Annotated in this window: 8 protein-coding genes and 3 pseudogenes; 10 read left to right on the forward strand and 1 reads right to left on the reverse strand. The window is 37.9% G+C overall.

Going from position 1 to position 12,256, the window contains the following annotated elements; all coding sequences use genetic code 11:
• Positions 1 to 10: 10 nt before the first annotated feature.
• A complete protein-coding gene (locus tag IGK53_RS02675) occupies positions 11 to 751 on the reverse strand; it encodes a LytR/AlgR family response regulator transcription factor (RefSeq protein WP_002291154.1) in 741 nt (246 codons plus the stop codon).
• Positions 752 to 811: 60 nt separating this feature from the next.
• On the opposite strand from IGK53_RS02675, the pseudogene IGK53_RS02680 reads away from it, so the two are divergent.
• The 10 genes and pseudogenes from IGK53_RS02680 to IGK53_RS02725 all read left to right on the forward strand — a co-directional run bounded on the left by IGK53_RS02680 (position 812) and on the right by IGK53_RS02725 (position 12,253).
• A pseudogene (locus IGK53_RS02680) lies at positions 812 to 2,064 on the forward strand (GHKL domain-containing protein).
• Positions 2,065 to 2,358: 294 nt separating this feature from the next.
• Positions 2,359 to 2,613, forward strand: a pseudogene (locus IGK53_RS02685) (winged helix-turn-helix transcriptional regulator); the annotation flags it as partial.
• 122 nt (positions 2,614 to 2,735) lie between these two features.
• A complete protein-coding gene (locus IGK53_RS02690) occupies positions 2,736 to 3,062 on the forward strand; it encodes a nucleotide pyrophosphohydrolase (RefSeq protein WP_002291148.1) in 327 nt (108 codons plus the stop codon).
• Between the two features lie 67 nt (positions 3,063 to 3,129).
• Positions 3,130 to 3,843 carry a class A sortase gene (locus IGK53_RS02695; RefSeq protein ID WP_002341672.1) on the forward strand — a complete coding sequence of 238 codons (714 nt, stop codon included), beginning with the start codon at positions 3,130 to 3,132 and terminating at the stop codon, positions 3,841 to 3,843.
• A gap of 309 nt (positions 3,844 to 4,152) precedes the next feature.
• Positions 4,153 to 5,004: a BglG family transcription antiterminator LicT gene (gene licT, locus IGK53_RS02700; protein WP_002291144.1), complete on the forward strand. Its 852-nt coding sequence runs from the start codon at positions 4,153 to 4,155 to the stop codon at positions 5,002 to 5,004.
• A 120-nt stretch (positions 5,005 to 5,124) separates the two neighbouring features.
• Positions 5,125 to 6,990: a beta-glucoside-specific PTS transporter subunit IIABC gene (locus tag IGK53_RS02705; RefSeq protein WP_002291140.1), complete on the forward strand. Its 1,866-nt coding sequence runs from the start codon at positions 5,125 to 5,127 to the stop codon at positions 6,988 to 6,990.
• A 13-nt stretch (positions 6,991 to 7,003) separates the two neighbouring features.
• On the forward strand, positions 7,004 to 8,446 hold the full coding sequence (locus IGK53_RS02710; protein ID WP_002291139.1) for a glycoside hydrolase family 1 protein: 1,443 nt from the start codon (positions 7,004 to 7,006) through the stop codon (positions 8,444 to 8,446).
• A gap of 107 nt (positions 8,447 to 8,553) precedes the next feature.
• Positions 8,554 to 9,255: a GntR family transcriptional regulator gene (locus IGK53_RS02715; protein ID WP_002291138.1), complete on the forward strand. Its 702-nt coding sequence runs from the start codon at positions 8,554 to 8,556 to the stop codon at positions 9,253 to 9,255.
• 542 nt (positions 9,256 to 9,797) lie between these two features.
• The gene (locus tag IGK53_RS02720) at positions 9,798 to 11,138 is read left to right on the forward strand and encodes a PTS sugar transporter subunit IIC (RefSeq protein WP_002323610.1); all 1,341 of its coding nucleotides are present in this window, start codon (positions 9,798 to 9,800) and stop codon (positions 11,136 to 11,138) included.
• A 25-nt stretch (positions 11,139 to 11,163) separates the two neighbouring features.
• Positions 11,164 to 12,253: pseudogene (locus IGK53_RS02725) on the forward strand (DUF871 domain-containing protein).
• The last annotated feature ends 3 nt before the right edge of the window (positions 12,254 to 12,256 follow it).

Here is a 12,256-nt window from a genome sequence, read left to right on the forward strand (position 1 = left end):
CTCTTATTCATCAACTCGAAGCAGTTTTTTGGAAGTCATGGAAACGTTCCTTTGTCTTTTCAAAGATCTTTCGACCAACGAGTAAGGAGTCACCATTGAAAAATTCTAACACATAATGAGCAGAATCAATTTTCTGCAATTGCGATAAGTTGATACAGTAAGATTTTAATAGTAAAAAGTAAGCATACTTTTCTAACTCTGTCTTCAATTGTTTTAAAGAAGTATTCACTAATTTATCTTCTGTAGTTGTTTTGACCATAACTTGGTTTTTCAAACCTTTGATACTTTCAATATATAAAATTTCCCGAGGATACAGGACGAGACTTCCACCTTTTTGATCAATAAAGATTTTATCGACATTTACGATCTGCTGTTCTTTCCAATTGATCTGTTCTAGCACTTGACGAATTTGTTCAGATAAATTCCTGTCTTTTCTGATATATCCAATCGGAAGGATTTTCCGATTGATGATCTCTACTGCAAAATTCGTATAAGCGGTGAAAAAAACAATATTACTATGTGCATTTTTTTTACGTATTTGTTCGGCGACATCAATACCTGTGAGTGATTGCTTCAAGTCGATATCGATAAAGAAAACATCGTGATTATCAATAGTGCCCAACTGGATCAACTGATTGATTTGAGAGACAGAAGTGAGCTGCACGATATTCTCGATATGATGATTGACCAATTCTTTGATGATCCATTCGCTGTGAAACTGGTTATCTTCTATGATAAAATACTTTTTCATATGCAGGCTCCTATTAAAAAAATATGTGTACATTTTGAAACAAAACAATGGAGGAATAAGATGGTCGCAACAGTGACACTTTATTTGACCTTTACTTTGATTTTAGATTTAGGTATCTATTTATTCTTTTCGAAACAACTGCTAGTAAAAAACAGCTTTGGTTGTATAGCTTTGATGGTGGTGACACTTTTACTTCCTATCCCTAAAGTGAGCTTTCCTTACCTAGTTGGCTTATTATTGATGTTTCTTTTTTATTTTACTACGAAAAACCTGTTTATCAGCTGTTTGATCAGTAATCTTTTTTTGCTATCACTGGACTCAGCTTTTTTCTGGTTTTTGATCTGATGGATTATTTAGGAAAGAGACATCTTGGAACAGCAAGTTTTTTTGCACTACTTATCGCATTTATTTTCTATCTATTAGTAAAAAGTATAGACAAACAGACGAGATTTCTCAACTTGCTTTTTACTTATCCAACTGAACACTATTTTGGAGGTATTTGTATTTTATTAAGCTGGGGCGTGATTTACTTGGTATTGGGAAGTGTTCACTTCCGCTCATCTAATTATCTGCTTCTATCTCTTTTGTCGATAGTCATCAGTTTTTTTTCTTTGTTTTTTTCCATTATGTTGATCAGTTTCCAAGTAAAAGAAAGACAACATCAGGAATCGCTTCAACTGTATCAAATAAATGAAGAATATTACCATCATCTAGAGGAATTCAAACATGATTATAAAAGTCTACTGTTTTCATTAAAAATTATTCTTCAGGAAAATAAAAAAGAAACGTTGGAATTTTTAGAAATCTTAGAAGATCATTCTGCAGCTATTTTTGAAAAACCGCAAATACAACAGCTAACAAATATTGTATCCCCAGCTGTCAGGGGTGTCTTTTTAAAATTTCTAGAAAAAGCAGAATCGGAGAAAATCCCGATCCAAGTAGTTATTCCTGTCGAAGTGAAAACAATCCCGATTGATCTGGTTGTTTTTATTCGCTGTTTATCTATTTTTATTTCTAACGCATTCGATCATCGTGTAGCCGATCAGAGTCCGATTACGATCAATCTGCTGGAAGAAAAAGAGGGATTACGTTTTAGTATAGCGAACAAGGCAAATCCAACGAATTTGACGCTATCGGAGATGGTCAAAAGAGGAAAAACCTCTAAAAAAAATGGCGGGTTAGGTCTATACAGTGCGAAAAAAATGCTGGATGTTTACGAAAATGCAGAACTAAAAATCGATTTTTCAAAGCAGAATCACTGTTTCTTTGTAGAAATGTATCTGGCATCTAGAAAGAGCAAATCAGCCTACTGACTTACTGTCAAAGGATAAGCTTGAGGAAAGTCTACACGGAGATAGAGACAACAACACAGCATATTCAAAAGAAACAGAAGCGTGATGACCGTTGTCACCCTTCTGTTTCTTTTGCTATGTAGTTAAACAAAGTAGTTGACACTTTCGCTACTTAGTATTAGTACGAAAGTATACTTCATGATACTAAGTAGATAAGAAGTGAAAAGCGGAACCCACGATCGTCAAAATGCTAACTGCTTTGCTTACACCAGATAAAGGGAAGAGCAATATCGCTTATTTTAGGCGTGGAGAAGCAAGAAAATCCCTACGATCACACAAAAAATGCTGACCCAGCAGTTAAGAGAGTTAGAACAAGATGGCATTGTCCATCGAAAAGTCTATAACCAAGTCCCGCCTAAAGTAGAGTACTCGCTCACCGAAGAAGGAAAATCATTAAGAGAGATTCTAGTAGCGATGTCTGTTTGGGGAGAAGAACGTATCGAAAAACAAAAAGCCTCAGGGGAAGAAGTCACATTACTGCATACACATGGTGGCTACCTAAATTACTGATTTTCTATGACATTTATTTTAAATAAAAGAAAACAGGAGTTTTTTTAAAAGCATCATCTATTTTTTATGTAAAAAAATGGTATGATTAATCAAGTAAGAAATGATTGGAAGAAGGCAAGCAAATGAATAGCATGGAAAAAGTCAACCAGTTTAGAGATGAACGTAATTGGCGACAATTTCATAACGAAAAAGATTTGGCTATCTCTATTTCATTGGAAGCATCTGAATTGTTAGAACTTTTTCAATGGAAAACGCCGGAAGAAGTAAAAGAAACACAATTAGAACGAATCAAAGAAGAACTGGCAGATGTATTGATCTATTCATACATGATGGCAGACAACCTTCAGCTGGATCTAGATGAGATCATTGAAGAAAAATTGATCAAAAATAATTTGAAATATCCTGTAGAAAAAAGCGCAGGTGTACGAAAAAAATACACAGAGTTGTAGAAATGTGTCATTCGGCTGTTGGAAAGAGCAAAAGAAAAACAGTAAAATGAGTCTGGAGGGAGAGAAAATGAAAAAAAAAGGAAAAGCAAAAAGATGGCTAGTCAATATCCTCTTGTTCCTCTTGTTATTAGTAGGACTAGCTTTGATTTTCAATGAACAGATCAAGGATTATCTTGTCAGAGAGACAGGAGATAAATATGCTATAGCGAATGTAACAAAAGAAGATCTGAAAAAGAATAACGATAAAGATGTCAGTTTTGACTTTGATGCGGTAGAACCAATGACGACAGAAGGGGTCATGAGGTCGCAGATGAGAGGAACAGATCTACCAGTGATTGCTAGTATCGCAGTCCCTTCAGTTTCAATCAATTTACCGATTTTCAAAGGCTTGGATAATACGTCACTACTTTACGGAGCAGGAACATTATCTCCAGATCAAGAAATGGGAAAAGGAAATTATGCCTTAGCAAGCCATCGTGCAACGAACCCTGAATTGTTGTTTACACCGCTGGAAAATTTAGAGATGGGTGCCAAGATCTATTTGACAGATTTAGAAAATGTGTATACATACAAAACATTTTTTAAAGAAAAAGTTGCTCCTACAGATACCCAATTACTGAATGAAGTCGAGGAAAAAGAAATTGTCACACTAATTACTTGTGGCGACATGGATGCCGTCACGCGACTAGTTGTACAAGGAGAACTGGAAAGTGTTACACCGATAAAAGATGCGACAGATGATATGAGATCTGCTTTCAATCTAGAGACAAAAACATTTTAGGATACTGGGACATAAGTCGTTACAGATTAAAAACAGCCAAAGGATATGAATCGATAAGGAAAAACCAATTTGCTGAAAAAAAGAGGAACGCAAAGAGGTGCATCTCTGATTTGGTTGTTCTCTAGATAGACTTGTGTTCCAGTTTTTTTATTTTTTATATGAAAAGGCTTGCATAAATAAAAATTCGATGGTATGATGATTTTGAATAAGAAATGGATTGTTACTGTACGGCAGGCAAAACCAGAATTCAGCTAAGAAACAGTAGGCGAATTCTAGGTTTTTTTATTTTTCTTGAGAGGGCGAAGCAAAATGAAAATTGATAAAATTTTGAATAACAACGTCGTCATTTCGAAAAATGGATTCGGGGAAGAAGTCGTTTGTATGGGAAAAGGACTAGCCTTTCAAAAAAAGATTGGGGACGAGATTTCGCCAGAAGCTGTCCAAAAAGAATTTGTTTTAAGAGATTCTTTTGCTAAAAACCAATTCCAGCAGCTGATGGCTGATATTCCGGCAGAGGAGATCGAATGGGTCAAGCAAGTAGTCGAACTGGCTGAAGATAAACTAAAAGTTGAATTTTCGCCTAATATTTATCTGACATTGACCGATCATCTTCATTATGCGATCACACGAGCAAAAGAAAATATTCAACTGCCTAATCCATTATTATTTGAAACAAAAAAATTTTATCCGAAAGAATATCAAGCAGCGAAAGAGGCTCTTTTGTTCGTGAAACAAAAGACGGGTGTGGAACTTTCTGAGGATGAAGCCGGTTTTATTGCCTTTCATTTTGTGAATAGCCAACAAGGAAACGAAGACATGCAAGTGACGATGACCGCTACCACAATGGTAAGAGATATACTGAGTATCATCAGTAAATTCTTCGGCATCGTGTTCGATGAAGAATCTTTGAATTATCAGCGTATCATTACTCATCTGCAGTTTTTTGCCCAGCGTTATCTCAAAGGGGAAGGATCTGACGAACAAGATGAATTTCTCTACGCATTAGTTCAAGGAAAGTATCCAAAAGCGTTTCATTGTGTCGAACGGATCAATGAGTATCTTCGACAAACGCAAAAACAGGAAATGGGGATCGCAGAGCAGATTTATTTAACGATTCATATTCAAAGAGTAGTAAGTGAGAAAAAAAGCATCCAATCATAAGGATTGTTACTGTATGGCAGGCAAAACCTGGATTGAAAAAATAGGTTCACGAATGTTTGTGACTGTTTTTTTCAATCTGGGTTTTTATTTTTTAAATAAAAAAGAAAGAAGGAAAAAACAATGGATAATCAAGCAGTTGGTCGTCGTGTATGGGAAGCGGTAGGAGGACAAAAGAATGTCAAAAGTTTAGTACATTGTGCTACGCGGTTGCGATTCAGATTAAAAGATGAATCTTTAGCAGATACGCAAAAGTTAAAAGAAGACCCGGACGTGATCCAAGTCGTCCAAAGTGGCGGTCAGTATCAAGTAGTGATTGGCAGTAATGTAGCAGATGTTTATCAATCGATCGTGGATGAGGAAGGTCTTGCAGTTTCGGAGGATGGAAAAGAAGAGTCCAAAAATATTTTGAATCGTCTAATTGATATCATTTCTAGTATATTTACACCTTTTCTAGGGGCGATGGCAGCCGCCGGGGTATTGAAAGGATTCTTGTCATTGGCAACGGTGATGGGCTGGCTGACAGCTGATAGCGGTACTTATCAAATATTGTTTGCTGCAGCAGATGGTGTCTTTACCTTCTTACCTGTCATGCTTGCTTTTACAGCAGCTAAAAAGTTCAAAGCCAACCAGTTTTTAGCAGTAGCAATTGCTATGGCACTTGTGTACCCAGCTATCACAGCAGTTGCTGGTGCGGGAGAAGCTATCAGTTTCTTTGGGATCCCAGTGATTCTTTCACCATCTGGTTATACTTCTTCTGTCATACCAATCATTCTAGCGGTATGGGTTCAAAGTAAATTAGAGCCATTCGTAAAAAAAGTGATTCCGCAATTTCTGCAAATGATTTTAGTTCCGCTTGTCGTTTTAGTAGTGATGGTTCCATTAACATTTCTTGCTTTAGGACCAATCGGGACGGTTGCCGGTAATGCTTTAGGCGGTCTCTTCAACTCGATTTATGGATTTAGTCCAATCGTAGCAGGTCTAATCATGGGAAGTTTATGGCAAGTATTCGTGATGTTCGGCATGCATTGGGGATTCGTACCAATCATGTTCTTGAATATCGAACAATATGGGTTTGATGTATTGATGCCAATGCTTCTTCCAGCCATCTTGGCACAAGGTGGGGCTGCTTTAGCTGTAGCATTGCGAACAAAAGATACGAAACTTCGAGCATTAGGGATTTCTTCTACAGTGACTTCGTTATTTGGAATCACTGAACCAACTGTGTATGGTGTGACATTACCTTTGAAGAAACCATTCATTGCCGCTTGTATTTCTGGAGGTATTGGTGGAGCTATTATCGGATTTTCCGGAGTAAAAGCTTTCTCCAGCAGTTTGGTCAGCTTATTGACAATTCCGACTTTCATTAGTACGGTGGATGGTGTAGAGTCAAATGTGACAGTAGCAGTAATAGCTACAGGAATTGCTTTTGTTCTTGCATTCGTAGGTACATTGATTTTAGGATTTGACGAACAAACACAAGACAATCAATTAGAAAACAAACATGCGAATGCAGGAGAAACGATTACTTCAGCACGGCATACCTTAAAAAGTCCTTTAACGGGTAAAGTACTGCCATTGAGTGAAGTACCAGACCAAGTTTTTTCTTCTGGCGTGATGGGAAAAGGTATCGCTATTGATCCAGAATTAGGAGAACTAGTTGCACCTGCAGACGGAGAGATAACGACTATTTTCCCAACTGGACATGCTGTAGGGATCACAACGACTGACGGAGCGGAGATTTTGATTCATATCGGGATGGATACAGTAGAATTAAATGGGAATGGCTTTGAGATCTTAGTCAAACAAGGGGATCTCGTCAAAGCAGGAGATTTATTGATTCGTTTTGACATCGAAGCAATTAGAGCAGCTGGCTATAGCGTAATCACTCCAGTTGTCATTACGAATACTGATGCATTTGCCGATATACTTGAATTAGACCAAAAAGAGATTATTGCAAACGAAGATGTTCTAGCAATTGTAAAATAAGGAGGAAATCAGGATGCAATCACGCTTTTCAGAAAAATTTTTATGGGGTGGCGCAACCGCTGCCAATCAATTAGAAGGAGCTTATGATCGAGACGGAAAAGGGTTATCCGTTGCAGATGCTATGCCTGGAGGTAAGCAGCGCTTTGCGATTATCGGCAGTGAAGAATTTGACTGGACGATTGATCAAGAAAAATATATTTACCCGAATCATCGCGGAATCGATCATTACGATCGTTTCAAAGAAGATCTTGCCTTGTTTGCGGAAATGGGATTCAAATGTTATCGTTTTTCGATTGCCTGGACACGGATTTTTCCAAATGGAGACGAAGGTACTCCTAACGAAGCGGGATTAGAATTTTATGATCAGCTGATTGATGAGTGCTTAAAATATGATATTGAACCTGTGATCACGATTTCTCATTACGAAATGCCTCTTCATTTGGCAAAAGAATACGGTGGCTGGAAAAATCGAAAACTGATCGACTTCTATGAACGATTTGCTCAGACAGTATTAGAGAGATACAGCAGTAAAGTCAAATATTGGATGACTTTCAATGAAATCAATTCGGCCTTTCACTTTCCAGCTTTAAGTCAAGGATTAGTAAAAAGCAATGGAGCAGGAGAGTACCAAAATATTTTCCAAGCATGGCATAATCAATTCGTTGCAAGTAGCAAAGCCGTAAAAATCGGCCACGAATTGCGTTCGGATATCCAAATCGGCTGCATGATTATCTATGCAACAACTTACAGCATCGATGCCAATCCAGTCAATCAGGCAGCAACAATGATCCAAAACCAAGAATTCAATTTTTTCTGCACGGATGTCCAAGTACGTGGAGAATACCCTGCATACACAGCGCGTACCCATAAAAAATATGGAGTCGATCCGGAAAAATTAGAGCAAACGGAAGAAGACTTCCAGTTGCTAAAAGAATATCCAGTGGACTACATCGGATTTAGTTATTATATGTCTACGGCAATCAATGAGACTGATCCTCAAGCAGCAACTTCAGAAGGGAACTTGCTGGGAGGAGTAAAAAATCCGTTTCTTGAGGCAAGTGAATGGGGCTGGCAGATCGATCCAGAAGGGCTGAGAATCGCATTGAATGAATTATACAATCGTTACCAGAAACCATTATTCATTGTTGAAAACGGTCTTGGAGCCATTGATCATATGGAAGAGGATGGCACGATTATTGATGATTATCGGATCGATTATTTACGTCGTCATATCGAAGCGATGGCTAATGCAGTAGCAGACGGTGTAGATTTGATGGGCTATACGCCTTGGGGATGTATCGATCTTGTCAGTGCATCAACAGGAGAAATGAGTAAACGTTACGGCTTTATCTATGTGGATCTAGACGATGAAGGAAATGGGACACTGAATCGATCAAAGAAAAAATCTTTTGATTGGTATAAAGAAGTAATTGCCTCAAATGGCGTAAACTTGTAATTAAAGCAGCTGAATGAAAAAGAACACACTTCTCACATGTGATTTGTGTTCTTTTTTTATTTTTTATGTGCTATTCTTTTAGTAATAGTAAAGCAAAGGGTGACGTTATGAAAAGGACACGTGTACTATACTTGGAAGTCGCAGATAAAATTAAAGAAGATATTTTCTCAGGAAAATATCCAGTCGGTTCGATGTTGCCGACAGAAAGTGAATTAGAAGAACTGTTTCAAGTCAGCAAAATCACTGTCCGAAAGGCAATCGAACTGCTGGCATCAGATGAATATGTCGAAAAGAAAAGTGGTCGTGGGACGACGGTTCTAAGCAATCGTCCTTACAATCGATTATCCAAAGCGGCAAGCTTTACGCAAATCTTGGAGAACTCCCGATATGAAGTCCGGAAAGAAACGCTGGATTTGCAATTGGTCAATATAAAGAAGGAAGATCCTTTGTTTTCCTTTTTCGGTGAGCAAGCTGTTTGTTTTAAGCGCTTATATTATTTGAACAATCAGCCTTATATTTATTTTGTCCATTATCTTCCACAAGAAATGATGCAATTCAGCAGAGAAGAATTTGGCAAAGAATCTTTGTATCGTTTGCTGACGAAAAAAGGATATACTATTGACTCATTTTCTGATGATTTCTCTGCAGTATTTTTAACAGAAGAAGAACAAGGAATTCTGAAAACAAACGCACAGATCGGCATCAAACGGATACGGAAATCGTCTACGCAAATTGGGGAAATGATTGAATATTCGGAGGCGGTCTACCATACGGATCTGCATCCTTACCATATTGATTATGAAACATAAATAAAAAAAGAGGTTGTGAAAAAGCTGCCCTGCATCAAGTACTAAGAACAGCCAAACAAAAATAGCTTCTCATATTTTTCGTTTGGTTAGGCTTATTACCGCAGATGTAAGCTTTTGAACACCGTTTAAGGAAGAGGTTGTGAAAAAGTCGCTTAGTTTCGAGTATTAAGAAAAATTTTGTGAAAATGGCTTTCTACATTTTTGCATAAATTTGGCTTAATACCGAGAAACTGGCTTTTGAACACCGTTTACCAAGAGGTCGTGAGCTTGCCCTTCAGCTCCGAGTCACAAGGAACAATTTCAAAAAACAGCTATTCATGTTTTTGAATTGGTTGGACTTATTACCGCAGATACACGGCTGTTTCTGGATTACCACTTATTCTGGATAAGGGAGTGTGGCACGACTTTTGTCATATCTCCTTTTCTTTCTAAAAAGAAAACAGCAAAAGAAGGAGAGATTGTTAGAAAAGCGTTTACAATTAACAGAGAAGTGTGTTACTATTCACTTGTAAACATTATAATGTTATAAAAGGAGAAAGAAGATGGATAAATTTATAGGAATTATCGAACAAAAAATCATGCCCGTAGCCAATCGTATTGGTACTCAGCGACATATGACTGCCATTAGAAAAGGAATCATTGCCACTATGCCACTGACAATCGTAGGATCATTTTTTACAATTTTACTGAACATCCCAATTGAATCAGTTGCAGCAGTCATTGAGCCATACCGTGAGATATTAGATATTCCTTTTCGCTATACTGTTGGTATCCTTGCTCTTTATGCGACATTTGGGATAGCTTCTTCTTTGGCGAAAAGCTATCGACTCGATTCCCTAACAGCAGGTATCTTGGCATTAATGTCTTTTCTGATCGTAGCAGCTCCTCCTACACGTATTTTAGAAGATATGGGGGAAGTCACAGCCGGACGTTACATTAACATTGCTAATCTAGGATCGGGCTCATTATTTGGAGCTATCGTGACAGCAATTATTTCAGTAGAAATTTACCGGTTTTTTATTGAGAAAAAAATAACCATCAGAATGCCAGATGGTGTACCGCCGGAAGTAACAAATTCTTTTGTGGCATTGATACCAGGAGCAGTTATCTTGATTTTCTTTTGGATCATCCGCCATATGCTTGGGTTCGATTTAAATGGATTCTTGAGTCAACTACTTATGCCTTTAAAAGGTGTATTAGCGGGTAACAGCTTGTTTGGCGGTCTTTTGACTGTCTTCCTGATTTGTTTCTTCTGGGTATTAGGAATCCATGGCCCAGCGATCATGGGTCCGGTTATTCGTCCGTTTTGGGATATTTCGATTGCTGAAAATATTGATGCGTTTAATGCAGGGACAAGTGCTAACGCCATGCCGAATATTTTCACTGAACAATTTCTACAATGGTTCGTTTGGATTGGCGGAGCAGGAACCACTCTTGCGTTAGTCGTCTTATTCATGTTTTCTAAATCCAAGTATTTAAAAAGCTTAGGACGTTTGTCCATTCTGCCGGGATTGTTCAATATTAATGAACCAATGATTTTTGGTGCACCAGTAGTGATGAACCCAGTTTTAGGAATTCCATTTATTCTTGCACCTCTTGTGACGACGACTCTGTCTTATATTCTCACTGTCAGTGGTGTCGTGCCAATGATGGTTGCGCGTCTGCCATTTGCGATGCCTGCGCCGATTGCTGCTTGGATGAGCACGAACTGGAGTATTGCAGCAGGATTATTGGTTATTGGTAATTTCTTGATTACTTTGGCTATTTATTATCCATTCTTCAAAGTGTTTGAAAAACAGCAATTAGCCAGAGAAGCAGAGGAGCAAGCGAAAGAGCAAGCAGATCTCACTCTGACAGATGGCGTCACCGAAGAACGACTATAATTGAAAAGAAAGAAGAGAACAAATCATGAAACGTTCATTAGGCATTTCCCTTTACCCAGACCACAGTGATCCTCAAAAAGATCGTGAGTATATCGAAACAGCCCATCAATACGGATTCAGCAGGATTTTTATGAGTATGCTTGAAATCTCGGAAGATCCGGAAGTTGTTCAGAAAAAATTCCAGCAATTGATCTTTTTTGCAAAAGAGAGAGGATTTGAAACGATATTAGATGTTTCGCCCGCTATTTTTGAACAACTGAATATTTCTTATGACGATTTAGGATTCTTCCATAAATTAGGAGCAGATGGTATTCGTTTAGACTTAGGATTTGATGGAAAAAAAGAAGCACTTTTGACTTTTAATCCTTATCAATTGGCCATCGAGTTGAATATGAGTAACGATGTCGCTTATCTAGAAAATATCTTGACACATCAGGCGAATACATCTTTTCTATATGGCTGTCACAATTTTTATCCGCAAGAAGGAACCGGTTTACCGTATCATTTTTTCCAATCTAGTAGTGAACGATTCAAAAAAAAACGGTATTCGAACGGCAGCCTTCATTACCTCACAATCAGGTAGAATCGGACCATGGGATATCAATGATGGACTGCCTACTTTAGAAATGCATCGCCATTTCTCTGTAGAAACAGCAGCTAAGCATTTGTTTGCCACAAATCTAATTGATGATATAATTATTGGAAACGCATACGCAAGTGAAGAAGAATTGAAGTCATTAGGGCATTTGGATCGTTACCAGACTGTTTTTAGGGTCGAGTTTGTTGCAAATATAAATGAGGTGGAACGGCAAATCGTATTGGAAGAGCAGCATGTTCGTCGAGGGGACATCACAGATCAAGTGATACGATCAACGGAAGTTCGAAAAAAATATCAAAAATATGAAAACAAAGCACATGATACCGAGTTTGAATTTGTCGTAGGAGATGTTGTCGTTGGAAATGACCGTTTTGGCAAATATAAAAACGAGCTGCAAATCGTTTTAGAGCCCCACAGTGATCCGCGAAAGAATAAAGTAGGGCATATTATTCAAGAAGAATTGATCTTGCTGCCATTCATTCATCCATGGTCTAAATTCAAATTTATAGAAAAGTAGGAA

It is taken from the genome of Enterococcus sp. DIV1224, from assembly GCF_050555455.1.
In the GTDB taxonomy this organism is placed as follows: Bacteria; Bacillota; Bacilli; order Lactobacillales; family Enterococcaceae; genus Enterococcus_B; species Enterococcus_B lactis.